Source organism: Saccharothrix luteola, assembly GCF_020859565.1.
In the GTDB taxonomy this organism is placed as follows: Bacteria; Actinomycetota; Actinomycetes; order Mycobacteriales; family Pseudonocardiaceae; genus Actinosynnema; species Actinosynnema luteola.
On the sequence record NZ_JAJHUO010000020.1, the window covers coordinates 102,525 to 128,262 of the forward strand.

Sequence of the window (25,738 nt, forward strand, 5' to 3'; positions counted from 1 at the left end):
TAGGTCACTACCGGGTGAACCGGACCCGGAAGATCGTCGGCCAGTTCTTGCCGGTGACGAGGAACTCGTCGGTGCCCGGCACGGCCGCGATGCCGTTGAGCACGTCGGTCTTCGGCACGTCGGCCGGCCGCAGCCCGCTGAGGTCCACGGTGGCCGTGACCTGGCCGTTCGCCGGGTCGATGCGCACCACCTCGTCGGTCTGCCACACGTTGGCCCACACCTGGCCGTCGACGCACTCCAGCTCGTTGAGCAACGGGACCGGCTGCCCGTCGCGGCGGACGGCGACCGTGCCGGTCTCGGCGAAGGAGGTCGGGTCGCGGAACGCCAGCTCGTCGGTGCCGTCGCTCATCACCAGCCGGCCGCCGTCGCGGCACAGCCCCCAGCCCTCGCCCTCGTACGTGACGCGTCTCACCTCCTCGAGCGTGTCCCGGTCCCGCTCGATGGCCACGCCGTCCCGCCACGTGAGCTGCCAGATCCGGTCGTCGACGACCGTGATGCCCTCGCCGAAGAGGGGTTCGGGCAGGTCGACGCGCTGTTCGACCTCACCGGTGGAGGGGTCGAGCCGGCGCAGCGAGGACTGCCCCTCCAGGCCGGTGCCCTCGTAGAGGACGCCGTCCACGAGTTCCAGCCCCTGGGTGAACGCGCCGGTGTCGTGGGGCACCGTGCCCAGCACTTCGACCCGGGTCGGACCGCCCGTTGGACCGCTCGGCGGGGTGGTGCACGCCGCCGACAAGACGAAGACCGCCGCCATCAGGAGCCACCGCACGTCCGAAAGGGTGGCACGTGTGCGCGGGGCCGTGCGGACGTGCGGCACAATTCACCCCGTGACCGCCACGCCGACCCGCCAGCCCGATCCAGCGCTCGCCGACCCAGCGGCAGTCCGGCTCGCCCGAGCCGCCGCGCAAGAGGAGGCGGGCGCGGAGCGCGTCGGCGACCACGTGGGCGCGGTCGCCGAGGACGCGGTGTCCGCGACGCACCTGTTCGAGGCCGACCACGCCGGCTACCAGGGCTGGAACTGGGCCGTCACGGTCGCGTTCGCGGGCCCCGGCACGCCGCTGTCGGTCAGCGAGGTCGTGCTGCTGCCCGGCGAGGACGCCCTGGTCGCGCCCGAGTGGGTGCCGTGGCACGAGCGCGTGCGGGCCGGCGACCTCGGTGTCGGCGACCTGCTGCCCGCGCCCGAGGACGACCCGCGCCTCGCGCCGGGGTACGTCGGCTCGGACGACCCGGCGGTCGAGGAGGTCGCCCTGGAGGTCGGGCTCGGCCGCGTGCGCGTGCTGTCGCGGGAGGGCGTGCTCGACGCCGCCCAGCGCTGGCACGGCGGTGACTTCGGGCCGCGCAGCGAGATGGCCCGCAGCGCGCCCGCCACCTGCGGCACGTGCGGCTTCTACACCCGTCTCGCCGGGTCGCTCGGCGCCGCCTACGGGGTGTGCGCGAACGAGATGACGCCGGCCGACGGGCACGTCGTGCACGTGGAGTACGGGTGCGGCGCGCACTCCGAGGTCGAGGTCGAGGGCGGTCCGCTGGTGCCGGTCGCCGAGGTCGTCTACGACGACGCGGTGCTCGACGTCGAGGCCAACTCCGAGAGCGGGAAGTGAGCGCGGACCCGTTCGGCACCGAGGCGCTGCGCGAGTCGGTGCTGGCGGCGTGGCGCGGCTCGCCCACGCGGTTCCGGGAGGACGCCAACGCCGAGGAGGACCTGAGGCTCGGCGGGTACCGCGACCGGCTGCTGGTGGAGTTGGCGCAGAACGCCTCCGACGCGGCCGGTGACGCGCCCGGTGTGCTGCGACTGTCCGTTGTGGACGGTGAGCTGCGCGCGGCGAACACCGGGGCGCCGCTGGACGCGGCGGGCGTGGCGGCGCTGGCGTCGTTGCGCGCGTCGTCGAAGGCCGCGGACACGGTCGGCCAGTTCGGCGTGGGCTTCGCGGCCGTGCTGGCGGTGACCGACGAGCCTCGGGTGGTGTCGCGCAGCGGTGCGGTGGCGTTCTCGGCGTCCCGCACGCGCGAGGCGGTGCCGTCGCTGGCGTCCGCGCGCGGCGGTGACGTGCCGGTGCTGCGGTTGGTGTGGCCGTCGGACGAGACGGATGTCCCCGACGGGTTCGACACCGAGGTGCGGTTGCCGTTGAAGGTCGACGGTCCTGCGCTGCTCGCGGAGTTCGCGGTGCAGGTGCCCGACCTGTTGCTGGCGTTGCCGGGGTTGCGGCGGGTCGAGGTCGGCGCGGAGGCGTGGGAGCGGTCCGAGGCCGACGGCGTGGTGGTGCTGACCGGGCCCGGCGGGGCGCAGCGGTGGCTGGTGCACCGGGTCGGTGGCGAGCTGCCGGCGGCGCTGGTCGCGGGGGTCGAGTCGCGGCCGCAGTGGTCCGCGTGCTGGGCGTGGCCGATGGACGAGCCGCTGGCAGGCGACGTGCTGCACGCGCCGACGCCGACGGACGAGAAGCTGTCGCTGCCCGCGCGGTTGATCGCGACGTTGCCGGTCGAGCCGTCGCGGCGGCGGGTGCTGGCGGGCGCGGCGGCGTCGTTCGTGCTGGAGCGGGCCGCGTCGGCGTACCCGGAGCTGGTGGCGAAGCTGCCGGCGGTCGAGCGGACGTCGCTGGTGCCGCTGCCCGGGTTCCCGTTGTCCGAAGTGGACGATCGGTTGCGGACCGGTGTGCTGGCGGCGTTGCGGTCGGCGTCGTGGTTGCCGCTGGCGGACGGCGAGTGGGCCGCGCCGTCGGCGGCGAAGGTGCTGGACCTGGCGTCGTTCGAGCTGGTCGAGCTGCTGGAGGACGTGATCCCCGGGCTGCTGGACTACGAGCTGACGCTCCCGCCGCACGCGAAGGCGTTGGCGGCGCTGGAAGTGCCGCGGCTCGGTGTGTCCGAAGTGGTCTCCGCGCTGGCCGGTGTCGGCGGCGACCCGTCGTGGTGGCACCAGGTGTACGACGCGCTGTCGCCCGTCGCGGACGTCGACTCGACCGCGCGCGAGGCGATGGGCGGCCTGCCCGTGCCGCTGGTGGACGGGCGGCTCGTGAGCAGCCCGCGCGGGGTGCTGGTCGGCACGGACACGGAGCTGTTCTCGGTGCCCGGGCTGCGGATCGCGCACCCCGAGGCGGCGCACCCGTTGCTGGTGAGGTTGGGCGCGACCGAGGCCGGTCCGGCGGAGCTGCTGGACTCCGACGCGGTGCGCGAGGCCGTGCACCGGAGCCTGGACGACCCCGCGCTGGACGGTCCGGAGTTGATGCGGACCGTGCTGCGGCTGGTGTCGCGGGCCGGCGGGCGGCCGTGGCTGTCGGAGCTGGCGTTGCCGTCGGCGGACGGTGAGTGGCGGCGCGCGGACGAGCTCGTGCTGCCGGACTCGGCGCTGCTGGCCGTGCTGGAGTCCGACGCGCCGTTCGGCGTGCTGGATTCCGAGGTGGCGGCCGAGTGGCCCCGGTCGGTGCTGACGGACGTCGGCGTGATCGACGGGTTCACCGTGGTGGAGGACGACTCGCCCACCGAGCCCGACCACGACCTGGCCGACGAGGGGTACTGGTGGGACGCGTTCGACGTGCCGCCGACGCGGGTGCTCGGCATCCGTGACCTGGACCTGGTGGCGCGGGACAAGTGGCCGCAGGCGTTGGCGATGATGGCCGCCGACCCGGTGGCGTGGCGTGCGGTGAGCGAGCCGGACGGTTACACGGGCTGGTGGCTGGCCCGTTACGCGACGATCGACGGCGTGCCACTGGGGTCCTGGCGGCTGCCGGACGCGGACGGGCTGGAGGGCCTGTACGACGTGGTGCCGTCGATCGGGCTGCCGCCGCACGTGCTGGCCGCCGCCGGGGTGCGCACGTCGTTGAGCGTGGTGGACTCCGACGACGTCACGGATTTGATCGCGCGGTTGGGTGATCCGGCGCGCAAGCTGTCCGATGCCCTCGTGCTGCGCGTGCACGCAACGCTTGCCGAGGTGGCGGAGTCGGTGAGCGTCGAGCCGCCGGACCGGGTGCGGGTGCTGACCGGTGCCGCCGAGCCGGCGGACGACGTGCTGGTGCTGGACCTGCCGTGGTTGCTCGGCGTGCTGCCCCCGGCCCAGGTGCTGGCGTCGTCCGGGGCGGCGGGGGAGCTGGCCGAGCTGCTGGCGCTGCCGTTGGCGTCGGAGGAGGTGTCCGGTGCGGTGGTCGGCGAGGGTGACGAGGTGATCTGGTCGGAGCTCGGTGCCGTGCGGCTGGCGTGCGACCTGCTCGGTGTCGACCTGCCGGACGGTTCGCTGGTCGTGCACGACGATCTTGTCGTGACGGCCGAGGGTGGGGAGCACTCGGTGTCGTGGTGGGTGGACGACTCGGTCGTGCATGCCGCCGACACGCCCGAGGGCTTAGCGCGTGCGTTGGCGTGGACGACGGGTCGCTGGGATGATCGGCACACGTTCGCCGCGCTGATCGCCGACCCGACGCCCGCCGTGCTGCTGGGCTGACCGACGGGGCTGATCGACGGGGCCGACCGGCCGGGCCGCCAAGATCACCCGATCGTGGCAGCCGCTCCGGGGATGAATGGAAATCCCGGATTTGTTGCCGGAAAAGAGGGAGGCGCGGCGCCCCGGCCCCCAGTGTCGGTCGGGATCCGTCGACCGCCAGCCGTCCGCCGCTCTCGGCCGACGCGAGCGGTGGTCGACGGGCCGCAGTGGTGCGAGCGGCGGTTGGCGGGCATGGTGGTCGGCCGGTACGGGCCAGCGGCGACCGACGGCGGGCGTTGGGCAGCGGGCGGCGGTGGCCGGTGCTTGCTGGTGCGGCCGAGCGCAGCCGACGCGGCTCGTGCGGACCGGGTGTGGGCCGAGCGCGGCCGGCGTGCGCCGAGCGCGGGTGCCAGGGCTGTGCGATGTCGCTCACGCTCAGCCGAGGTTGGCCAGGCTGCCGCTCCCGCTCACTCCAGGCCCTGGCCGTGCTGGGCGGTGCGGCTGCCGCGGCGCGCGGCGGACCGTTGCCAGGTGAAGATGCCGTAGCCGATGATCCCCAGCACACCGCCGGACAGGCACGTCCACACCAGGACGGTCTGGTCGCGGGCGAGCAGCAGCACCCCGACGAGCGCCAGCAGCCACAGGGCGGTCCCGGCCACGATCGCGGGCACGGGATCGGCCAGCTTCGGTGGAAGCGGGGGCGGGGGTGGGAGGGGTGTTGCGTCCTGTTCGGCCACGTCGGGCAGGCTACTCGCCCGAAACACGAGTAGGGCACGCTCTGCCTGCTCCGCACGCACGAGCACGGCACGCGCTGCCTGCTCCGCACCACCGATCGAGGAGATGAGATGGCCACCGCCGGGACACCCGCCGCTCAGACGCCGCCGCCGACGCCGCCCAAGCCGCCGGCCCGGTCCAAGCTGGACGGGTTCTTCAAGATCTCCGAACGCGGCTCCTCGGTCGGGCGGGAGGTGCGCGGTGGGCTCGTCACGTTCGTGACCATGGCTTACATCGTCGTGCTGAACCCGCTGATCCTGGGCAGCTTCGCCGCCGACGACCCCTCCGCGAAGGTCGACGTGCTCGGCAACATCCTCACCATCCCGCAGGTCGCGGCGGTGACGGCGCTGGTGGCGGGCGTCATGACGATCCTCTTCGGACTCGTCGCCAACTACCCGTTCGCGCTGGCCACGGGCCTGGGCATCAACTCGTTCGTGGCCGTCACGATCGTGCCGCAGATGTCCTGGCCCGAAGCGATGGGCCTGGTCGTGGTCAACGGCCTGGTGGTGCTGCTGCTGGTCGTCACGGGCGTCCGCACGGCCGTGTTCAACGCGGTGCCCGCGGAGCTCAAGGCGGCCATCGCGGTCGGCATCGGGTTGTTCATCTGCTTCATCGGCCTGGTCGACGCCGGGTTCGTGCGCCGGCTGCCGGACGCGGCGGGCACCACCGTGCCGGTCGGGCTCGGCATCAACGGGTCCATCGCGTCGTGGCCGACGTTCGTGTTCGTGGTCGGCCTGGTGGTCACCGGCATCCTGGTCGCGCGCAAGGTCAAGGGCGCGATCCTGATCGGCGTGCTGGCGGCGACCGTGCTGTCCATCGTGATCGAGGCGATCGTCAAGGCAGGCCCGTCGCAGGGCACCAACCCGACCGGCTGGAACCTCGGCTACCCCGGCCTGCCCGAGCAGGTCTTCGGGCTGCCCGACCTCTCCCTGCTGGGCGACGTGTCGTTCGGCGCGTGGACGCGGGTGCCCGCGCTGACCGCCGCGCTGCTGGTGTTCACGCTGGTGCTCACGGACTTCTTCGACACCGTCGGCACGATGACCGGCCTCGGCAAGGAAGCCGGCGTCATCGGCAAGGACGGCCAGCTGCCGGGCGTGTCCAAGGCGTTGTTCGTGGACGGCCTGGGCGCGGTCGCGGGCGGTGCGGCGTCCTCGTCGTCCAACACGGTCTTCATCGAATCGGCGTCCGGCATCGCGGAGGGCGCGCGGACCGGCCTGGCGAACATCGTCACCGGGCTGCTGTTCCTGGGCGCCATGTTCCTCACCCCGCTGTACGCGGTGGTGCCGATCGAGGCGGCGGCGCCCGCGCTGGTCGTCGTCGGCGCGCTGATGATCATGCAGATCAAGGAGATCGACTTCGCCGACTTCTCCGTCGGCCTGCCCGCGTTCCTCACCATCGTGATCATGCCGTTCACGTACTCGATCGCGAACGGCATCGGCGCGGGCTTCGTCAGCTACGTGGTGTTGCGGGCGCTCACCGGGCGTGCGCGCAGCGTGCACCCGCTGATGTGGGTCGTGGCGGCGGCGTTCGTCGTCTACTTCGCGATGGGACCGATCCAGGCCGCGCTCGCTGGCTGAGGCGGGCGACTCCCGGGCGACTTCCGGGCGATTCCGGGCAACTCCTCTTCGACGGGCGACGAGATCGTGAGGTATGCTAACTACGTGGAGACCGAGGCTGAAGCGGGACTGGCGAGCCGGCTGCGACTGGCCGTCGTCCGGCTCAACCGGAGGCTCCGCGCGCAGCGGGTGAACTCCGCGATCTCGCTCACCCAGGTGTCCGCGCTGTCGACGCTGCACAAGTGCGGACCCCTGACGCCGGGCGAGCTGGCCGCCAAGGAAGGCGTCCAGCCACCGTCCATGACCAGGGTGATAGCCGCCCTGGAGGAGTACGGGTTCGCCACGCGCCGCCCCCACCCCACCGACGGCCGGCAGGCCATCGTGGAGCTGAGCGAGGCGGGGCTGAGCTACATCAACGAAGAGGTGTCCGCGCGCGAAGCCTGGCTGGACAAGCGGCTGGCCGAGCTGACACCGGAGGACCGGGGCACGCTGTCGCGGGCCGCCGAGATCATCGACAGGATGGCGGGGCAGTAACGAAGTGCCGGCGTACGCGGGTGGGGCAGAGACGGACCAGGTCGAACGCAACCCAGCCGCACCCCCGCCGCGCAAGCGCATGTTCGGCTCGCTCCGCGTGCGCAACTACCGCCTCTACGCCTCCGGCCAGGTCGTCTCGCTCGTCGGGCTGTGGATGCAGCGCGTCGCGCAGGACTGGCTGGTGCTGGAGCTGTCCGACGGCTCGCCGGTCGCCCTCGGCATCGCGGCGGCGCTGCAGTTCGCGCCCACGCTGTTCCTGTCGCTGTGGGCGGGCGTGCTCGCCGACCGGATGGACAAGCGCAAGCTGCTGCTCGTGCTGGAGACCGGCCTCGGGCTCTGCGCGCTGACGCTCGGCCTGCTCGACGTCACGGGCGTGGTCGAGCTGTGGCACGTCTACCTGCTGTGCCTGCTGCTCGGCGCGGTGTCCGCGGTGGAGACGCCGGTGCGGCAGAGCTTCGTGGTCGAGATGGTCGGTCGCGACCAGCTCACCAACGCGGTGGCGTTGAACGCGATGACGTTCAACCTGGCCCGGATGGTCGGCCCGGCCGTCGCCGGCGTGATGATCATCTTCGTGGGCACGGGCTGGGTGTTCCTGATCAACGCGATCAGCTTCCTCGGCGTGCTGGGCGGGCTGCTGCTGATGCGTGCCGCCGAACTGCACCGCGGCGACCCCGTGCCGCGCGAGAAGGGTCAGCTGCGGGAAGGCCTGCGGTACGTGCGCAAGCGCGCCGACCTGGTGATCCTGCTGTGCCTGGTGTTCTTCATCAGCACGTTCGGGCTGAACTTCTACGTCACGCTGGCCGTGCTGGCGCGCAACACGTTCGGCGGCGACGCCTCCGCCTACGGCCTGCTCTCGACGCTGCTCGCGGTCGGCACGCTGGCCGGCGCGACGCTGGCGGCCAAGCGCAGCGCGCGCGGCAAGCCGCGGCTGAGGCTGCTGATCCTGGGCGCGCTGGCGTTCGGCGTGCTGGAGGTCGTGGTCGGGCTGATGCCCACGATGTGGCTGGCCGGGCTGGCGCTGATCCCCGTGGGCATCGCCATGATGACGTTCACGACGACCGCCAACGCGACCGTGCAGCTGGCCGTGTCGCCCGCCATGCGCGGCCGGGTCATGGGCCTGTACATGCTGGTGTTCCTGGGCGGCAACCCGCTGGGCGGCCCGGTGATGGGCTGGCTGGCCGAGCACTTCACCGCGCGGGCGCCGCTGGTCGTCGGCGGCGTGGTGTCGATCCTGGCGGCCGTGGTCGGCGGCGTCGTGCTGGCCCGGCGGGATGGCGTGAGGCTGCCGACGCACCGCTTGGGCCTGCGCCGCCGCGCCCGCGTCTGACAATGGTCCGGTGGTCATCGCAACGGACTGGGTCCGGCTGCTCGTCGTCTGTCTGATCTTCACCGCCGTCGCGGGCGCCGTGGTGTGGTGGGCGCGGTTGGCGTCGCCCCGGCCCGTGGTCCGGGCGGCCGTGCGGGCGACGGCGCAGCTGGCCGCCGTGTCCGCGGTGATCACGGTGGTGCTGGCGTCGTTGCCGCTGACGGCGGCGTTCCTGGTGGTGATGGCGGGCGTGGCGACGGGGACGTCGGCGGCCCGCACGAAGACCGGGCGGCGTGGCGCGTGGGTGGGTGCGGCGATCCTCGGCGGGACGGTGCCGGCGCTGGTGGCGCTGGTGGCGAGCGGCCTGGTGCCGTTGCGGGGGATCGCGCTGGTGCCGGTCGGGGGGATCCTCATCGGTGGGGCGATGACCGCCACCACGTTGTCCGTGCGGCGGGCGTTGGACACGTTGCGGGACCGGCACGGCGAGTTCGAGGCGGCGTTGGCGCTGGGGTTCGCCGAGCCGGTGGCGGTGCGGGAGCTGGTGCGGGGGCCGGCCGCGGAGGCGTTGATCCCGGCGTTGGACCAGACCCGGACGGTCGGTCTGGTGACGTTGCCCGGCGCGTTCGTCGGGATGCTGCTCGGCGGCGCGCCGGTGTGGCAGGCGGGCGCGTTGCAGCTCGTCGTGCTGCTGGCGCTGCTGGCGGTCGAGGCGGTGGCGATCGCGGTGGTCGTCGAGCTGGTCGCGCGCGGTCTCGTGCGCAGGACTGGTGTGGTCGGTGAAGTTAGGCTAACCTAACGCTCGTCGCTTCGTGGTGGGAGCGGCAGTCAGTTCGGGAACAGACGAGGCCCCGCCTCCCGGTCGTACCGCCGGGTGGCGGGGCCTCGTCGTACCGGTTGGGCGCGGGTGGGGAATCCGGGGGCTGTGGGGGTTGACCACACGTTGGACGCGCGGGCCCTGGCAAGATAGGCGCATGGGCACCGAGGAGGACTGGCCGGTCGAGCAGACGTGGTCACTGCGCAACACGCATTGGCACGCTTATGTGGAGCACACGTCCCTCGACCACGCCTCCCCGCGCGCCGAGCGGCTGGAGCGCACGCCGGAGGAGGTCCTGACCACGCCCGCCGAGGTGGCCGCGTGGTTGGAGGTCAACCTGCGCAGCGCGACCAAGCCCGAGGAGGCCGGGAAGAAGCGCACGAAGGACGAGCGGGACTTCTCCGACTCGAACCGGGTGCACACGTCGCTGGCGTCGGCGGGCGAGAGCATCTACACCGGGGTGAAGGGCATGCTGACCCTGGCGGTCGAGGCGGTGACGCCCGACGAGTGCCGCAGCTCCCACGACGGCGCCGACGTCGCTCCGTTGAAGGCGGGTCGGCGGCGTTGAGTCGGTGATTGGGGCGCTGACCTGCTATTTTGGGTGGCGGCGGCCCTGGTGGTCGGGGCGCGAAGATCACCCGAACGCGCGAATCGAGCGGGTTCGGGGATCAATGGAAACGCCGAAAGCGTTGCCGGAAGAATGAAGGTGTGGCGCCCGGCCCGGACCAGGCATCGCGCTCTGGGCAGGAACGGCCAGGGCTGCGTGGGAAGGGCCGGGGATCGCTCGCCCGAAGGTCGGGATGCCGCCCACGGGACAGGCTGCGGAGACCCCGCCCACGGGGCAGGGCGGGCTTGGGTACGTACGCCCGCAGGTGCGCACCCGAGCGGGACCGGGGTCGAGCGTGAGCCGGTGCCCGCCACGCCCGTGGACGCGGCGGGCACCGAGCGCCGCGTGCAGAGCGCGGCTGGCACCGGGTGCCGTGAGCCTGAGCGAGCCGGGCACCGGGTGCGGCAGGGGCTACAGGCCCACGGGCCAGGTGTGGACCGGTTCGCCGGCGTGTGACAGTTCGACGTACCGGCCCAGCATGGCGGCCAGGGCGGTGTCGCGGTCGGCGCCGCGTTCCTCCAGCAGGGTCACCGTCTCGCGTTGCCACTGGGAGCCCGTGCGCCGCGCCAGGCACCTCGCCTCGATCACGCCCAGGTAGCGCTCGCACGCCTCGTCGGACACGCCGCACGCCCGCAGCCCTTCGTGGGCCAGTGGCAACAGGCGGCGCAGGACGAGTTCGTCCGGCGGCACCCAGCCGATGCCCGGCCAGTACAGCTGCGAGCCCATCCCGTGCCGCGACCCGGCGTAGAGGTTCTCCTCCGCCGCGTGGAACGACATCTGGGTCCACAAAGGACGCTCCAAAGTGGTCAGCGCCCGTTGCGCGCCGTAGAAGAACGCCGCGTTCGCCATCGTGTCGAGCACCGTCGGCCCGGCCGGCAGGACGCGGTTCTCCACGCGCAGGTGCGGCACGCCGTCCACCACGTCGTACACCGGCCGGTTCCAGCGCCACACGGTCCCGTTGTGCAGCCGCAACTCCGTCAACGACGGCGTCCCGCCCGCCCCGAGCACGTCCAACGGGTCCTCGTCGCCGGTCTCCGGCAGCAACGCCGGGAAGTAGCGCACGTTCTCCTCGAACAAGTCGAAGATCGACGTGATCCACCGCTCCCCGAACCACACCCGCGGCCGGACGCCCTGGTTCTTCAGCTCCTGCGAACGCGTGTCCGTCGCCTGCAGGAACAGCGGTATCCGGGTCTCGTGCCACAACGCCCGCCCGAGCAGGAACGGCGAGTTCGCCGCGATCGCCACCTGCACCCCGGCCAACGCCTGCGCCGCGTTCCAGTGCGCCGCGAAGTCGTCCGGCGCCACCTGCAAGTGCAGCTGCACGGACGTGCAAGCCGCCTCCGGCATGATCGACTCGGCGTAGCTGGACAACCGCTCGCCCGCCCGCCCCGGCAGGGGCGCGCCCTCCATCGACAGCACGACCTCCTCACCGCGCGCGGCGAGGATCTGGTCGTTCAACGTCGTGTACCGCGCCTGCTGCGACAACCACCGCCGGTCGAAGTGCTCGTGCCGCAACGTCGGCAGCACCCCGATCATCACGATCGACGTGCCGGCGTCGTGCGCCTTCACGTCCGCCGCCGCGAGCGTGGAGACCAGCTCCCGCTCCAGGTCCAGCGTCTCGTCACCGGCCAGCTCGCGCGGCGGGACGTTGACCTCCAGGTTGTGCTGGCCCAGTTCCAGCGTGAACGACGGGTCGTCGATCTTCTCCAGCACCTCCGAGTTGGCCATCGCGGGCCGACCCGCGCCGTCGACCAGGTTCAGCTCGATCTCCAGCCCCATCTGCTGCCTCGGGAAGGAGAAGCTCTCCTCCACCAGCATGGTTCCCAGCGCGTCCATGCACCGCTGCATGCGCTCGCGGTAGCGCTGGCGGTCCTCTCTGGTGAACGTCCGACTGGACACATCCGTACCCATGCCGCCTCCCAATCGGTAGGGCTGCTCCGGCGGGCTTAGCGGAGGCCAACCGTGACACAGCAACCATCTGCCCGCCAGCGCCCAAATCGGTGCTCTCTGTCACATAGCAGTAACAATCAGCAAGAATGTGCTGGTTGGCGGCTTGCGGCTGCGACATCCGATCCACGAGGGGTGTTCACCTGTCACCAAGTGGGACACTCCTCGGTGTGATCGAGATCGACGACCCGGCGGACCCGCGGCTGGACGACTTCCGGGACCTGTCGACGGCCGACCGGCGGCCCGACCGACCCGGTGGGCGGGGACTGGTCATCGCCGAGGGCGTCGTGGTCGTCGAACGGCTCCTGGACTCGCCCTACCCGGTGCGCGGGCTGCTCGGCGTGCGGCGGAGGGTGGAGGCGCTCGGCGACCTGCCGGCACCCGCCTACGTCACGTCCGCCGAGGTCATGGCCGAGGTGGTCGGGTTCCACCTCAACCGGGGCGTGCTGGCCGCCGCCGACCGGGCGCCGCAGCCGGACGTGGCCGATCTCGTGGCCTCGTCACGGCGGCTCGCGGTGCTGGAAGGCGTCGGCGACCACGAGAACCTGGGCTCGCTGTTCCGCAACGCCGCCGCGCTCGGCATCGACGGCGTGCTGCTCGGCCCGGGGTGCAGCGACCCGCTGTACCGGCGCAGCGTCCGCGTCTCGATGGGTCACGTGCTGCGCGTGCCGTTCGCGTCGATGCCGAACCTGACCGAAGGCTTCGAGCTGCTGCGCCACAACGGTTTCACGGTCGCCGCGCTCACGCCGCGGGCCGGTTCGGCGAACCTCGCCGACGCCGGCCTGCGCGGTCGCAAGGTCGCTGTCCTGCTCGGATCGGAGGGCCCGGGCCTGACCGACGAGGCCATCGCGGCGGCCGATGTCGCGGTCCGGATCCCCATGGCGGACGGGGTCGACTCCCTGAACGTGGCAACCGCGGGCGCGATCGCCTTCTACGCGATCGCCTGAACGCGCTACGTTCTCCTCCCGAGCAGAGGAGGACGCAGGTGGAACTGCGGGTGCAGGACGGCCGGGCCGTGCTCGCGGGCCGCGACGACGCGGGCGAGCGGGAAGTCGACCCGCACACCCTCCCGCTCGGCGCCGGGCTCGCCGACGCGTTGCACGAGTGGGCGAAGGTGGCCGACGCGGTGACGCGGGCCGACCCGCCCTCCGACGGCGCCGCGAACGCCCTCGTGACCAGGCGGGGACGACAGCTGGCGGGGAGGTTGGCGGCGGACATGGGCACACCGGTGGAGTACACCGATCCCGTGACCGGTGAGCTGGTGGTCGTGGACGTCCCGTCGGTCGAGGCCGCGGACGAGGAGCCCGAGGTGGATGACGGGGCCGAGGCCGAAGCGCCGGAACCCCAGGAGGAAACCCCCTGGGGCACCGGGCTCACGGTCAGCTTCATCGTCGCCGCCGTGGTGACGTTCACCGTCTACACGCTGTCGGTCGGGCTGGGCGAGACCAGCCAGTGGCTCGCGCTGCTGGCGAACGTCCTGGTGGTCGGCGGCATCACCCCGTCGGTGTGGCTGGCGCGGAAGGTGCCGGTGTGGCGGTGGGTCGCGTACGGCGTGGTGGCGGGTGTGCTGGCGGCGTGGTCGTCGTTGTTGCTGACGACCCTCCTGTGACGGTCGGCTAGGCCAGGGAGTCCCGCCAGGCGGTGTGCAGCGCGGCGAACCGGCCGTGCCCGCCGATCAGCTCCTCCGGCGTGCCGTCCTCCACCACCCGGCCGCCGTCGAGCACCAGGACCCGGTCGGCGATCAGCACGGTGGAGAGGCGGTGGGCGATGATGAACGCCGTCCGCTCGGCCAGGACGGTCTCCAGCGCGCTCTGCACCGCGCGCTCGGTGGGCACGTCCAGGCTCGACGTCGCCTCGTCCAGCACCAGCACCGCCGGATCGGCCAGGAACGCCCGCGCGAACGCCACCATCTGCCGCTGCCCGGCCGAGAGCCGCCCGCCGCGCTTGCGCACGTCGGTGTCGTAGCCCTCGGGCAGCGCCCGGATGAACTCCTCCGCGCCGACCGCCCGGGCCGCCGCCTCGACCTCCTCGCGGGTCGCGGACGGGCGGCCCAGCGCGATGTTGTCCAGCACGGACCCGTCGAACAGGAAGTTCTCCTGCGTCACCATGACCACCGCGCGCCGCAGCTCGGCGTCCGCGACGGACCGGAGGTCGACCCCGTCGAGCCGCACCGAGCCCTCGGTCGGGTCGTAGAACCGGGCCACGAGCTTGGCCAGCGTGGACTTGCCCGCGCCGGTCGCACCGACCAGTGCCACGGTCTGCCCGGCGGGCACGGTCAGGTCGAACGGCGGCAGCACGACCGGGGAGGAGGCCGAGTAGCGGAACTCGACGCCGTCGAACCGGACCGCGCCCCGGACGTCGCCGAGGGGCGTCGGCTCCTCGGGCTCGCGGACCTGCGGTTCCTCTTCGAGCAGGCCGGAGATCTTCTCCAGCGCGGCGGTGGCCGAGGCGTAGGCGTTGGCGAACATCGCGAGCTGGTCGAACGGGTCGTAGAACCGCCGCACGTACAGCGTGAACGCGGCCAGCACGCCCAGTTCGAGCTGCCCGTTCGCCACCCGGAACGCGCCCCAGGCGAGGATCACCGCCAGGGAGATGTTGCCGATCACCCGGACGAGTGACGTGAACGCGGCCATCACGCCCATCGCGTCGGTGTTGGCGTCGCGGAACCGGGTGTTCAGCTCACCCATGATCTTCTCGTTGCGCCGCTCCCGCCGGAACGCCTGCACCGCGCGGATGCCGTTCATGGTCTCCACGAACTGCACGATGATCTTCGCGATCGCGCCGCGCGTGTGCCGGTAGGCCCGGCCGGAACGGCGGCGGAACCACTGGGTGAGCATGATCAGCGGCAGGAAGCCGGACAGCACGACGAGCGCGAGCGGGACGTCCAGGTAGAGCAGGACGACCGAGATGCCCAGCAGGGACAGCATCGAGGTGAAGAAGCCGTCCAAGCCCTCCTCGACCAGGTCCTGGAGGGAGTCGACGTCGCTGGTCAGGCGCGAGATGACCTTGCCGGACGTGTACTTCTCGTGGAACGAGACCGACAGCCGCTGCGCGTGCCGGAAGACGCGTTCGCGCAGGACGAGCAGCACGTCCTGGCCGATCCGGCCGGTCAGGCGGACGAACGACCAGCGCAGCAGCGTGGCGGAGATCGCGGCGGTGACGTAGCCGCCTACGCACCAGGCCAGCGCGTCGGGGCGGCCGTCGAGCGCCGCCGGGATGCCGGTGTCGATGGCCGCGGCGATGAGCAGCGGGCCGGCCAGGTTGACCACGTTCTCCGCGATCACGATCACCAGCGCCAGGATCGCGGCCCTGGTGTGCGGGCGGATCAGCTCACCGAGGAGGCGGCGGGAGCGGGCCTGGAGCTTGACGCCGGTGGCGTAGTCGACGTCTTCGACGTCCTCGGCCCCCACGCCGCGCCAGGCTTCTTCGTCCGAGGTGTCGTGGGGTTGGGGTTGGGCCACGCTCGTCACGCCGCCACCTCCTCGTCCTCCATAGTGGACAAGAGGTTGCGGTAGTCCTCGTTGTCCGCCAGCAGTTGCGCGTGCGTCCCGGTGGCCGCGATCCGGCCGTCGACCAGCATCGCCACCCGGTCGGCCAGCTGCACGGTGCTCGGCCGGTGGGCGACGACGAGCGCCGTGACGCCCTTGAGCACGCGGCGCAGCGCGGCCTCGACCTCGGCCTCGGTGTGCACGTCCAGCGCGGACAGCGGGTCGTCGAGGACCAGCACGGCCGGGTGGCCGGCGACCGCGCGGGCGAGGGCGAGTCGTTGGCGCTGGCCGCCGGACAGGGACAGGCCCTGCTCGCCGATCCGGGTGTCGAGGCCCCACGGGAGGGCGTTGACGAACTCCTCGGCCCGGGCGACCTTCAGGGCTTCGCGGACCCGTTCCTCGCTGACGTCCTTGGAGCCGAGGGCCACGTTCTCGGTGACGCTCGCGGAGAACAGGATCGGCTCCTCGAACGCCGTGCCGACGACCCGGCGGAGCTCGGCGAGGTCGAGGTCGCGCACGTCGACGCCGTCGAGCGTGATCCGGCCGGCCGTGACGTCGGCCAGCCGGGGCACGAGCGCGGTGACGGTGGTCTTGCCGGAGCCGGTGGCGCCGACGAGGGCCACGGTCTCACCCGGCCGGATGTCCAGGTCGACGCCGCGCAGCACCTCGTTGTCGGAACCGGGGTGGTGGTAGCGGACGCCCTCCAGGCGGACGTGCCCGCGGACGGGGGCGGCCAGCGGTTTCGGGTCGGCGGGGGTGGTCACGGTGACCGCGGTGTCGGTCACCTCGAAGTACCGCTCCAGGGCGGAGGCGGTCGAGTTCGTCTCCGCCAGCAACCACCCGATCGAGTCGACCGGCCAGCGCAGGTAAGCGCTCACCGTGATGGCCGCGACGAGCGTGCCGACGGTGACGGTGCCGTTGGCGATGCCGATCGAGCCGAACGCCAGCTGACCGGCGATGCCCAGCTCGGGCAGCACGATCAGCACGGCCCACAGCGCGGCGAAGATCCGCACCTTCGAGATCTCGGTGTCGCGCAGCTCCCGTGCCTGGCGGATGAACCGCTTGGTCAGGTGCGGGCCGCGGCCGAAGGCCTTGAGCACGCGGATGCCGAGGACCGACTCCTCGACCACGGTCGTGAGGTCACCGGCCTGGTCCTGCGCGCGGCGGGCGACGACCTTGAACTTCGTCTCGAACAGGTAGGACAGCGCGACCAGCGGCAACGTGCTCGCGAGCACGATCAGGCCGAGGACGGGCGAGAGCCAGAACAGCACGCCCAGGCCCGTGGCCACGACCAGGGTGTTGACCACCAGGAAGATCACGGCGAAGCCGACGAACCGCCGCACCTGGGTGAGGTCGGTGGTGGCGCGGGACAGCAGCTGCCCCGACTGGTAGCGGTCGTGGAAGGCCACCTGCAGGTCTTGCAGGTGGTGGTACAGCTCGGCCCGCATCCGCGCCTCGACGTCCGACGCCGGTCCGGCGATCAGCTTGCGACGGGCGTAGAACAGCGCGGCTTCGGCGCAGCCGAGCAGCACGATGACGCCGATGAGCAGCGGCAACGCATCCAGGTCGCGGCCGGCGATCGGGCCGTCCACGATTCGTTGGGTGATCAGCGGGATGCCCAGGCCGCACGTCATCGCGAGCATGGTGGCGGCCATCGCCAGCACGACGGGTGTGCGAACGGGCTTGAGGTACGGCCACAGCCTGCGCAGAGTCGCGGCTGTGGAAGTACGGTCTTCCGACACGAGTCCCCCTCCGGTCCACCATGACGTTACGAAGGTGGACCGACGATCGGCATCCGGTTTTCGTGTCTTTGACCCTGCAAGCTGGAGTCAGGTGGAGGTCAAGGTGGATGTGCGGTATCTCCGGGCGGAGCCGACGATGGCGTTCCCCCGCGGTCGGCTGTTGGCGGTGAGCGGGGGCAGGCTGTACGTGCTCGCGCCCGACGGGTGGGACGTGGTGGGTGGGCGGCGGCCCGAGGGGGCGCGGCCGATCAGCCGGGAGGAGGCGGAGGACTGGTGCCGGTTCGAGGGGGTCGAGGTGGGGGTGCTCGACGCGGTGCCGGTGCCGGGGTGATCGTTCCTACTTCTTGCGGCGGCGGAGGATCGCAGGTGCGGTGAGCAGGCCCGCGAGGCCGTAGCTCGCCCCGGCGAGGAGGACCATGACCGTCCACCGGTCGCCGAGGGACGAGAACCGGTCCGGCACGGCGAAGTAGTGCGCGAGGCCCAGGATGACGGGGCCGATCAGGATGATCGGCCACACCGGGCGGATCTTCAGCAGCCACAGGACCGGTCCGGCGAGCAGCGCGCTGAACACCAGCGCGATCGGCAGGCCGACCACGACGAGCAGGATGAACTCGCCCAGGGTCGTCTCGTTCACCACCCGGTCGAGGACGCCGCTGCGGTAGGCCCAGATCCACGCGATGAGCAGCGCGGAACCGGTGACGGCCGACACCACGACGCGCAAGAGCACCTTGAACGCGAAGCCGCCCGCCGTGAGGCGCGTGGGGTGCGGCGTGTCAGTCACGGGCAGAAGTGTGGCTGACCGGGTGCCGTGCTGTCACCGGGGCGGCCAGGACGAACCCGATCACGCCGGCGGCGACGGAGCCGGCCGGGATCGAGATCCAGACGGTGAGCAGGGTGAGGACGGCGGTGAACGTGACGCCCACGGCGGCGTAGCCGAGCGGCCGGTCCTGGTGGGCGGCCTTGAGGACGGCCCAGGCGACGAGCACGCCGAGGACCAGGCTGATCGGCATGGCGAACAGGCCCATGGCCAGGCAGTCCCAGTCCTCGGTCGAGCAGACGGCTCCCGACGCGATGAGTTCGCGCAGGCCCCACCAGGCCGCGCCCAAACCGGCGCCCACCGCGGCGCCCGCCACCAGTCGTCCCAGCATGGCGGGTGGTTACCCGGATGAGGTGGTGGTCAAGCAGGTCCGCGGGCGGCGGTCACGGCGCGTTCGTCGTGGAGGCCCGCCGCGCCCGTTGCCGGTCCCGGGTCGACTCGGCGTGCGCCTTGACCGCGACCAGCGTGTGCTTGATCGACTCGACGTTGTAGCCGGGCCGGTCCTCGCGCCCGGTGACGCGGGGACCCAGGAACCGGCGGACGAACCAGTTGCCCACCCGGTACCAGTTCTCCGTCAGCACGCACCCGTGCGGGGCCGGCGTGATCACGTACGACCACCGCGCCACCCGGACCGTCAACGGCGACCGCACGTCGAAGGTCAGCAGCCGTCCCGGCTCGCAGGCCACGATCCGGGACGTGGTCCACCAGAGCTTGGCGCCGTTGCGGTTGAAGCCGCGGAACTCGACGTCGACCGCGGGCCCGGAGGCCCCGTGCAGCCACCGGCCGCCGAGGTTCTCCGGGCTGAACCGGCCCATCCGGGGCAGGTCGCTCACCAGCGCCCACACCACTGCCGGGTCCGCGGCCACGTCGATGCTGTGCGAGATCGTCGGTTCCACCAGATCCAAGGTAGGAGCGATCGACGCCGATGACGACCCGCGATCGGGTGGACACGGTGAGTGAGCTCTGTCCTTGGTCTGCCTGACCGGACATGAGCAGGCCCCCGCGCAGCGGTGCTGCGCGGGGGCCTGGTCAAGATCCGGTCGTTCAGCCCCGGGTGGAGCGGACGCCGAGGAGGACGTCCTCCCAGGAGGGCACGATCGGGTGGTTCTTCTTGCCACGCTTGGGCGGTGGGTCCTTGCGGGGCGGTTGCTGCTTGGCGCCCGCCGCCGGCTGTTGCGGCGCCGGGGTCGTCGGGGCCGGCGCGGGCTCCTCGGCCACCGGAGCGGGCTCCGGCGTCGGCTGGGGCTCCTGGACCGGGGGCGGGGGAGGCGGTGGCGCCGGCTCCTCGCGGACGAGGATCTCCGGTTCCTGCTGCTTCTCCAGCTCCAGGGCCTGGCGCGCCAGCTGCGTCACCGGCCGGACCGTGCGCAGGGTGCGGTTGGGGTTCGGGTCCATGAGCTCCATGGCCCCGTCGTCCAGCGCGGTCACCGTGCCGCCCTGGGCACCCGGGTGGAACGCCCAGTGCGCCAGGTTGTCGGACCTGCCGGCGGTCCAGTGCAGCTGCACGACCCAGCGGCCGTCCTCGCCCCGCCACGAGTCCCAGCTGACGTCGGCGTACTCCTGGCCGCGGAGGCCGAAGGAGTGCGCGACGACCTCGCCGAGGGTCTGCACGTCCGGGCCGTCCTCGCGGACGGGGTGGGCGCGCTGGGCCAGGTCGGCGGTGCGGGAGCGCTCGAGGAGCACGGGGTAGGCGTAGCGCTCGACCCGGTGCGCGGGCAGGCCGGCCGCCGCCGCCACCTGGGCGACGGACTCACCGGCGCGGATGCGCGCCTGGATCTCGCGGGGCCGCATCTGGCTCTCGACCTCGATCTCGATCTGGCCGAGCCGGGTGAGGTCGCCGCGTGCCGCCGCGCGCAGCCGTTCGTCGGCGGGGAGCACGAAGCGCTCGCCGCGATCCGGGTCCTCGAGGATGACGGACTTGCCGTCGTCCTCGAGCCCGATGACTCGCAACGCTCGCATCATGGCCTCCCGGATGGCTCACCTCGCCGAGTACTCACGTTAATGCGGCGCGCCGCCTTGACGGGGGAGACTCGCCGTGTTCGCCGATATCTTCGTGTGATCTTGCCGTATGTCGGCGGCCCGCGCACCTCCGTTAGCACAAGGTTCACCTCGCCCGCGATGGGTGCGGGTTCCCGAAGGGCCTGGTCATGGCTGTGGGGGCCGTCCCGGCAAGGACGACCCCCACAGGTGTGACCGGGTCAGAGACGGGAGACGACCCAGTCGACGGCCTTCGTCAGCGTGCTCACGTCGGTCGGCTCGACGGCCGGGAACATGGCGACGCGGAGCTGGTTGCGGCCCAGCTTGCGGTACGGCTCGACGTCCACGATGCCGTTCGCGCGCAGGACCTTGGCCACCACGGAGGCGTCCACCGAGTCGTCGAAGTCGACCGTGCCGACGACCTGGGACCGGTGGGCCGGGTCGGCCACGTACGGGGTCGTGTAGGAGGTCGACTCGGCCCAGGTGTACAGCCGCGAGGACGAGTCGGCGGTCCGGTCGACGGCCCACTTGAGGCCGCCGTTGGCCAGGATCCACTCGATCTGGTCGTTGAGCAGGAACAACGTGGCCAGGGACGGCGTGTTGTAGGTCTGGTCCTTGGTGGAGTTGTCCAGCGCCGTGGTCAGCGAGAGGAACTCCGGCACCCAGCGGCCCGACTTGCCGATCTCGGCGACGCGCTCCAGGGCGGCCGGCGACATCAGGGAGATCCACAGGCCGCCGTCGGAGGCGAAGCACTTCTGCGGCGCGAAGTAGTAGACGTCGAAGTCCGACGGGTCGACCGGCAGGCCGCCCGCGCCGGAGGTGGCGTCGATGGCGATCAGCGCGCCGTCCGAGCCCGCGGGGCGGGAGACGGGCACCGCGACGCCGGTCGACGTCTCGTTGTGCGCCCAGCCGACGAGGTCGGCGCCCTCGGCGTAGGCGATCTCGGGCGCGCTGCCCGGGTCGGCCTTGACCACGATCGAGTCGCCCAGGAACGGCGCGTCGCTGGTGACCTTGGCGAACTTCGAGGAGAACTCGCCGTAGGTGAAGTGCTGGGCCCGCTCGCGCACCAGGCCGAACGCGGCGGCGTCCCAGAACGCGGTGGTGCCGCCGTTGCCGAGGACGACCTCGTAGCCCTCGGGCAGCGAGAACAGCTCCCGCAGGCCGGCGCGGACCGAGCCGACCAGGGACTTCACCGGCTTCTGCCGGTGGGAGGTGCCCATCAGCGCGGCGCCCTCGGCCGCGAGCGCCGCCAGGGCCTCGGGACGGACCTTGGAGGGCCCGCACCCGAACCGGCCGTCGGACGGCAGCAGTTCGGGGGGCAGGACCAACGAGGTCGGGTCGGCGGTCTGGGTCATCGCGAAGCCTCCGGTTACGGGGAGGGGGTCGGCACGACCGGCGCCGTTGCCGGGAGCCCCCAGTGTTGCAGCCGGGTGGCCGGGCGGTGACAGCCGGGTGTCGCGGGTCACCCCACGCGGGGTGGAAACCCCCAGTTCCGGCCGGTCGGGTCAGGCGATCTCGGCCCAGCCCTCGACCTCGGACGGCGTGCGGGGGCCGGGGCCCACGTACTTGGCGGACGGGCGGACGAGGCGGCCCGTGCGCTTCTGCTCGAGGATGTGCGCCGACCAGCCGGCGGTGCGGGCGCAGGTGAACATCGCGGGCATCATGTGCGGCGGGACCTGGGCGAAGTCGAGGATCACCGCGGCCCAGAACTCGACGTTGGTCTCGATGGCCCGGTCCGGGCGGCGTTCGCGCAGCTCGGCCAGGGCGGCCTGCTCCAGGGCGTTGGCGGCCTCGTAGCGGGTGGCGCCGAGTTCCCGGCACGTGCGCCGCAGCACGCGGGCGCGGGGGTCTTCCGCGCGGTACACGCGGTGGCCGAAGCCCATCAGGCGCTCGCCCCGGTCGAGGATGCCCTTGACGAAGCCCTCGGCGTCGCCGGTGCGCTCGACCTCTTCGATCATGGGCAGCACGCGGGCGGGCGCGCCGCCGTGCAGGGGGCCGGACATCGCGCCGATGGCGCCGGACATGGACGCGGCGACGTCCGCGCCGGTGGAGGCGATGACGCGGGCGGTGAAGGTGGAGGCGTTCAGGCCGTGCTCGGCGGCCGACACCCAGTAGGCGTCCAGCGCCTTGACGTGCGCGGGATCGGGCTCGCCGCGCCAGCGGGTGAGGAAGCGCTCGGTGATCGTCGTGCACTCGTCGATGCGGTGCTGCGGCACGGCGGGCCGGCCGATGCCCCGCGCGGACTGCGCCGCGTACGACAGGGCCATGACCGAGGCGCGGGCGAGCTGCTCGCGGGCCTGCTCGTCGGTGATGTCCAGCAGCGGCTGGTAGCCCCAGATGGGCGCGACCATGGCCAGCGCGGCCTGCACGTCCACCCGCACGTCACCGGTGTGCACGGGGATCGGGAACGGCTCGGCGGGCGGCAGGCCGGGGCCGAAGCGGCCGTCTACCAGCAGCGCCCACACGTTGCCGAAGGTCACGTGACCGGCCAGGTCCTCGATGTCCACGCCGCGGTAGCGCAGCGCGCCACCGTCGCGATCCGGTTCGGCGATCTCGGTGCGGAAGGCGACCACGCCCTCGAGACCCGGCCGGAATCCGTCGTCCTCGGTCTGCACCACGCTGTGCGCTCCTTCTCGGCGGAAGTAAAGAGTTGGAGAAACCTTGCTCCCCTTCAGACGTGCGGGCAATCGCGGGTGCGCGTGTCGTCGGTCACGATCAAGGAACCGATTCAGAAGGCCCGTCGATCGTTAAGGCCTTGTTTCGGTTCGGCGGTGGGCCGTGTTTCCCGTGGTAGACCACCGGCCATGCACCTGACACCGCACGAGCGGGACAAGCTGCTGGTCCACGTGGCGGCCGACGTCGCGCGCAGGCGGCTCGACCGCGGGGTGGTCCTGAACTACCCGGAAGCGGTCGCGCTCATCACCGACCACGTGCTCGAAGGCGCCCGCGACGGCCGGACGGTCAGCGAGCTGATGGACAGCGGCAGGCACGTGCTCAGCCGGGACCAGGTGCTCGACGGCGTCCCGGAGATGATCGAGTCCGTGCAGGTCGAGGCGACCTTCCCGGACGGCACCAAGCTCGTGACCGTGCATGACCCGATCGTGTGAGGAGCAGCCCGTGGTCCCTGGCGAGATCGTCACCGGCGACGAGCCGGTCGAGCTGAACCCCGGCCGGCCGCGCACCACGCTCGTCGTGGTCAACGCGGCGGACCGCCCGGTGCAGGTCGGGTCGCACTACCACTTCGCGGCGGTCAACCCCGGGCTGGAGTTCGACCGGGAGGCCGCGTGGGGCAAGCGGCTGGACGTGCCGGCGGGCACGGCGGTGCGGTTCGAGCCGGGTGTCGAGCGCGAGGTGACGCTGGTGCCGCTGGCCGGGGCGCGGCGCGTGCCGGGGCTGCGGCCGGAGCTGGCCGGGGAGCTGGACCGGTGACCGGGATCAGCCGCCGCCGCTACGCGGAACTGCTGGGGCCGACGGTCGGCGACCGGATCCGGCTCGCCGACACCGACCTCCTGATCGAGGTGACCGAGGACCGGTCGATGGGCCCTCAGGGCTCGGGCGACGAGGTGATCTTCGGCGGCGGGAAGGTGATCCGCGAGTCGATGGGGCAGGGCGTGGCCACCCGCGCGGAGGGCGCGCCGGACCTCGTCATCACGGGCGCCGTCGTGCTCGACCACTGGGGCGTGGTGAAGGCCGACGTCGGGGTCAGGGACGGCCGGATCGTCGGCATCGGCAAGGCGGGCAACCCCGACACCATGGACGGCGTGGACCCGGCGCTGGTCATCGGGCCCTCCACCGAGGTGCTCTCGGGCAACGGGAAGGTGCTCACGGCCGGCGGCATCGACTGCCACGTCCACTTCATCACGCCGGGGATCGTGGACGTCGCGATCGCCTCGGGGCTGACCACGTTGATCGGCGGCGGCACGGGGCCGGCGGAGGGCACGAAGGCCACGACGGTGACGCCCGGCGCGTGGAACCTGGGCCGGATGCTCGCCTCGATGGACCACATGCCGGTGAACGTGCTGCTGCTCGGCAAGGGCAACACCACGCGTGAGGACGCGCTGCGCGAGCAGTTGGCCGGTGGCGCGGGCGGGTTCAAGCTGCACGAGGACTGGGGGACGACGCCGGCGGCGATCGACGCCTGCCTGAGGATCGCCGACGAGTCCGGTGTGCAGGTGGCGATCCACACGGACACGTTGAACGAGGCCGGGTTCGTGGAGTCGACGCTGGCCGCCATCGCGGGCCGGTCGATCAACGCCTACCACTCCGAGGGCGCGGGCGGCGGCCACGCGCCGGACATCATCCAGGTGGTGTCGGAGCCGAACGTGCTGCCGTCCTCGACCAACCCCACGCGCCCGCACACGGTGAACACGCTGGAAGAGCACCTGGACATGCTGATGGTGTGCCACCACCTCAACCGGTCCGTGCCCGAGGACCTGGCGTTCGCGGAGAGCCGCATCCGGCCCACCACGATCGCGGCCGAGGACGTCCTGCACGACCTCGGCGCGATCTCGATGATCAGCTCGGACTCGCAGGCGATGGGCCGGGTCGGCGAGGTCGTCATCCGGACGTGGCAGACCGCGCACGTGATGCAGCGGCGGTTCGGTGAGATGGCGGACAACCTGCGCGCCCGCCGGTACGTGGCCAAGTACACGATCAACCCGGCCATCGCGCACGGCATCGACCACGAGGTCGGGTCGGTGGAGGTCGGCAAGCTGGCCGACCTGGTGCTGTGGGAGCCGAAGTTCTTCGGCGTGCGGCCGGCGGTGGTGCTGAAGGGCGGGTTCATCGCGCACGCGGCGATGGGCGACGCGAACGCGTCCATCCCGACACCGCAGCCGATCTTCGCGCGGCCGATGTTCGGCGCCCACTCGGCGGCGCGCTCCAGCGTGCACTTCGTGTCGCAGCAGGCGGTCGACGCGGACCTGGCGGACGTGCTGCGGTTGGCGCGGCCGCTGGTGGCGGTGCGGGACACGCGCGGCGTCACCAAGGCCGACATGGTGCTCAACGACGCGATGCCGTCGGTGAAGGTGGACCCGGACAGCTTCGCCGTGCGGATCGACGGCGAGCTGGTGGAGCCCGCGCCGGTGGCGGAGTTGCCGATGGCCCAGCGCTACTTCCTGTTCTGATGAACCTCGCGGCGCTGATGATCGCGGACTCCCGGTTCCCGGGCGGCGGCCACGTGCACTCGGGCGGGTTGGAGGAGGCCGTCGCGCGGCGGCTGGTGACCGACGAGGCGTCGTTGGCGTCGTTCCTCATCGGGCGGCTGCGGACGGCGGGCGCGTTGGGCGCGGTGTTCGCCGCCGCCGCTTGCCGCGGGCGTTACGCCGAGTTGGACGCCGAACTCGACGCCCGCACGCCGTCGCCCGCCCAGCGCAACGCGTCACGCGTGCAGGGGCGCGGCATGGCGCGCGCGGCTCGGAAAGCCTGGCCGACGGCGGCGTTGGCGGAGCTGTTGCGGGTGACGCCGAGGCCGCACCACCCCGTGATCGTCGGCGTGCTGGTCGGCGAGCCGTTCGAGGCGGCGCAGACCGTGGCCTACCACGCGGTGACGGGTCCGGCGACGGGCGCGATCCGGTTGCTCGGCCTCGACCCGTTCGGCGTGAACGCGGTGCTGGCCCGGCTGGCGCCCGTGATCGACGAGATCGCCGCGATGGCCGCGGGCCACGCCGACACCCCGCCCGAGGACCTGCCCGCCCCGAGCGCGCCCGGCCTGGACCTGCTGGCCGAAGCCCATGACCGCCACCACACGGAAGAGGTGCGTCTCTTTGTCAGCTGAC

At 72.4% G+C, this 25,738-nt stretch carries 25 protein-coding genes; 14 read left to right on the plus strand and 11 right to left on the minus strand.

The features are described from left to right. Positions 1–7: 7 nt before the first annotated feature. The gene (locus LNK82_RS26990) at positions 8–751 is read right to left on the minus strand and encodes a glutaminyl-peptide cyclotransferase (RefSeq protein ID WP_268997162.1); all 744 of its coding nucleotides are present in this window, start codon (positions 749–751) and stop codon (positions 8–10) included. A gap of 73 nt (positions 752–824) precedes the next feature. Here LNK82_RS26990 and LNK82_RS26995 point away from each other — a divergent pair, with 73 nt between their 5' ends. Next, positions 825–1,595 (plus strand): DUF3027 domain-containing protein, encoded by a 771-nt coding sequence (locus tag LNK82_RS26995; RefSeq protein ID WP_230569805.1) that lies wholly within the window; start codon positions 825–827, stop codon positions 1,593–1,595. Then, entirely contained in the window at positions 1,592–4,420 is a 2,829-nt protein-coding gene (locus LNK82_RS27000; protein WP_230569806.1) for a sacsin N-terminal ATP-binding-like domain-containing protein, read from the plus strand. Before LNK82_RS26995 ends, LNK82_RS27000 begins: the two co-directional genes overlap by 4 nt. A gap of 446 nt (positions 4,421–4,866) precedes the next feature. On the opposite strand, the gene LNK82_RS27005 is transcribed toward LNK82_RS27000, so the two are convergent. Next, a complete protein-coding gene (locus LNK82_RS27005) occupies positions 4,867–5,136 on the minus strand; it encodes a DUF2530 domain-containing protein (protein WP_230569807.1) in 270 nt (89 codons plus the stop codon). A 108-nt stretch (positions 5,137–5,244) separates the two neighbouring features. Between LNK82_RS27005 and LNK82_RS27010 the strand changes: the two genes are divergently transcribed. From LNK82_RS27010 to LNK82_RS27030, 5 genes are all read left to right on the plus strand, one after another. After that, positions 5,245–6,750: an NCS2 family permease gene (locus tag LNK82_RS27010; RefSeq protein WP_230569808.1), complete on the plus strand. Its 1,506-nt coding sequence runs from the start codon at positions 5,245–5,247 to the stop codon at positions 6,748–6,750. A gap of 84 nt (positions 6,751–6,834) precedes the next feature. Further along, the gene (locus tag LNK82_RS27015) at positions 6,835–7,263 is read left to right on the plus strand and encodes a MarR family winged helix-turn-helix transcriptional regulator (RefSeq protein ID WP_230569809.1); all 429 of its coding nucleotides are present in this window, start codon (positions 6,835–6,837) and stop codon (positions 7,261–7,263) included. A 4-nt stretch (positions 7,264–7,267) separates the two neighbouring features. Beyond that, positions 7,268–8,590 (plus strand): MFS transporter, encoded by a 1,323-nt coding sequence (locus LNK82_RS27020; RefSeq protein ID WP_230569810.1) that lies wholly within the window; start codon positions 7,268–7,270, stop codon positions 8,588–8,590. Between the two features lie 10 nt (positions 8,591–8,600). Then, complete coding sequence (locus LNK82_RS27025) at positions 8,601–9,365, plus strand: ABC transporter permease (RefSeq protein ID WP_230569811.1); 765 nt, start codon at positions 8,601–8,603, stop codon at positions 9,363–9,365. Positions 9,366–9,540: 175 nt separating this feature from the next. Next, positions 9,541–9,951, plus strand: coding sequence for a hypothetical protein (locus LNK82_RS27030; protein WP_230569812.1), 411 nt, complete (start codon positions 9,541–9,543; stop codon positions 9,949–9,951). A gap of 450 nt (positions 9,952–10,401) precedes the next feature. Here LNK82_RS27030 and LNK82_RS27035 read toward each other — a convergent pair whose 3' ends face one another. Then, positions 10,402–11,901, minus strand: a complete 1,500-nt coding sequence (locus tag LNK82_RS27035) for a glutamate-cysteine ligase family protein (RefSeq protein WP_230569813.1) — start codon at positions 11,899–11,901, stop codon at positions 10,402–10,404. Between the two features lie 206 nt (positions 11,902–12,107). Here LNK82_RS27035 and LNK82_RS27040 point away from each other — a divergent pair, with 206 nt between their 5' ends. After that, positions 12,108–12,884 carry a TrmH family RNA methyltransferase gene (locus LNK82_RS27040; protein ID WP_230569814.1) on the plus strand — a complete coding sequence of 259 codons (777 nt, stop codon included), beginning with the start codon at positions 12,108–12,110 and terminating at the stop codon, positions 12,882–12,884. A 38-nt stretch (positions 12,885–12,922) separates the two neighbouring features. Next, entirely contained in the window at positions 12,923–13,546 is a 624-nt protein-coding gene (locus LNK82_RS27045) for a DUF2537 domain-containing protein (protein ID WP_230569815.1), read from the plus strand. 7 nt (positions 13,547–13,553) lie between these two features. On the opposite strand, the gene LNK82_RS27050 is transcribed toward LNK82_RS27045, so the two are convergent. Next, positions 13,554–15,407 carry an ABC transporter ATP-binding protein gene (locus LNK82_RS27050; RefSeq protein WP_230569816.1) on the minus strand — a complete coding sequence of 618 codons (1,854 nt, stop codon included), beginning with the start codon at positions 15,405–15,407 and terminating at the stop codon, positions 13,554–13,556. Continuing rightward, positions 15,404–17,167, minus strand: a complete 1,764-nt coding sequence (locus LNK82_RS27055) for an ABC transporter ATP-binding protein (RefSeq protein ID WP_230569817.1) — start codon at positions 17,165–17,167, stop codon at positions 15,404–15,406. The genes LNK82_RS27050 and LNK82_RS27055 overlap by 4 nt, the downstream gene beginning before the upstream one ends. Positions 17,168–17,270: 103 nt before the next feature. Here LNK82_RS27055 and LNK82_RS27060 point away from each other — a divergent pair, with 103 nt between their 5' ends. After that, positions 17,271–17,498: a hypothetical protein gene (locus LNK82_RS27060; protein WP_230569818.1), complete on the plus strand. Its 228-nt coding sequence runs from the start codon at positions 17,271–17,273 to the stop codon at positions 17,496–17,498. Between the two features lie 6 nt (positions 17,499–17,504). On the opposite strand, the gene LNK82_RS27065 is transcribed toward LNK82_RS27060, so the two are convergent. The 6 genes from LNK82_RS27065 to LNK82_RS27090 form a co-directional block, all read right to left on the minus strand. After that, positions 17,505–17,948: a hypothetical protein gene (locus tag LNK82_RS27065; protein ID WP_230569819.1), complete on the minus strand. Its 444-nt coding sequence runs from the start codon at positions 17,946–17,948 to the stop codon at positions 17,505–17,507. Then, the gene (locus tag LNK82_RS27070) at positions 17,941–18,315 is read right to left on the minus strand and encodes a hypothetical protein (RefSeq protein WP_230569820.1); all 375 of its coding nucleotides are present in this window, start codon (positions 18,313–18,315) and stop codon (positions 17,941–17,943) included. Before LNK82_RS27070 ends, LNK82_RS27065 begins: the two co-directional genes overlap by 8 nt. A 52-nt stretch (positions 18,316–18,367) precedes the next feature. Further along, entirely contained in the window at positions 18,368–18,880 is a 513-nt protein-coding gene (locus tag LNK82_RS27075; RefSeq protein ID WP_230569821.1) for an SRPBCC family protein, read from the minus strand. Positions 18,881–19,028: 148 nt separating this feature from the next. Beyond that, positions 19,029–19,943, minus strand: a complete 915-nt coding sequence (sepH, locus tag LNK82_RS27080) for a septation protein SepH (protein ID WP_230569822.1) — start codon at positions 19,941–19,943, stop codon at positions 19,029–19,031. A gap of 239 nt (positions 19,944–20,182) precedes the next feature. Then, positions 20,183–21,316 (minus strand): phosphoserine transaminase, encoded by a 1,134-nt coding sequence (gene serC / locus LNK82_RS27085; protein ID WP_230569823.1) that lies wholly within the window; start codon positions 21,314–21,316, stop codon positions 20,183–20,185. A gap of 150 nt (positions 21,317–21,466) precedes the next feature. Further along, positions 21,467–22,579 carry a citrate synthase 2 gene (locus LNK82_RS27090; protein ID WP_230569824.1) on the minus strand — a complete coding sequence of 371 codons (1,113 nt, stop codon included), beginning with the start codon at positions 22,577–22,579 and terminating at the stop codon, positions 21,467–21,469. A gap of 186 nt (positions 22,580–22,765) precedes the next feature. On the opposite strand from LNK82_RS27090, the gene LNK82_RS27095 reads away from it, so the two are divergent. From LNK82_RS27095 to LNK82_RS27110, 4 genes are read left to right on the plus strand one after another with little or no spacing between them, the layout of a single operon-like run. After that, a complete protein-coding gene (locus LNK82_RS27095) occupies positions 22,766–23,068 on the plus strand; it encodes an urease subunit gamma (RefSeq protein ID WP_230569825.1) in 303 nt (100 codons plus the stop codon). 10 nt (positions 23,069–23,078) lie between these two features. Continuing rightward, on the plus strand, positions 23,079–23,390 hold the full coding sequence (locus LNK82_RS27100; protein WP_230569826.1) for an urease subunit beta: 312 nt from the start codon (positions 23,079–23,081) through the stop codon (positions 23,388–23,390). Further along, a complete protein-coding gene (locus tag LNK82_RS27105; protein WP_230569827.1) occupies positions 23,387–25,087 on the plus strand; it encodes an urease subunit alpha in 1,701 nt (566 codons plus the stop codon). The genes LNK82_RS27100 and LNK82_RS27105 overlap by 4 nt, the downstream gene beginning before the upstream one ends. Continuing rightward, positions 25,087–25,737, plus strand: coding sequence for an urease accessory protein UreF (locus LNK82_RS27110; RefSeq protein WP_230569828.1), 651 nt, complete (start codon positions 25,087–25,089; stop codon positions 25,735–25,737). The genes LNK82_RS27105 and LNK82_RS27110 overlap by 1 nt, the downstream gene beginning before the upstream one ends. Position 25,738: the final 1 nt, after the last annotated feature.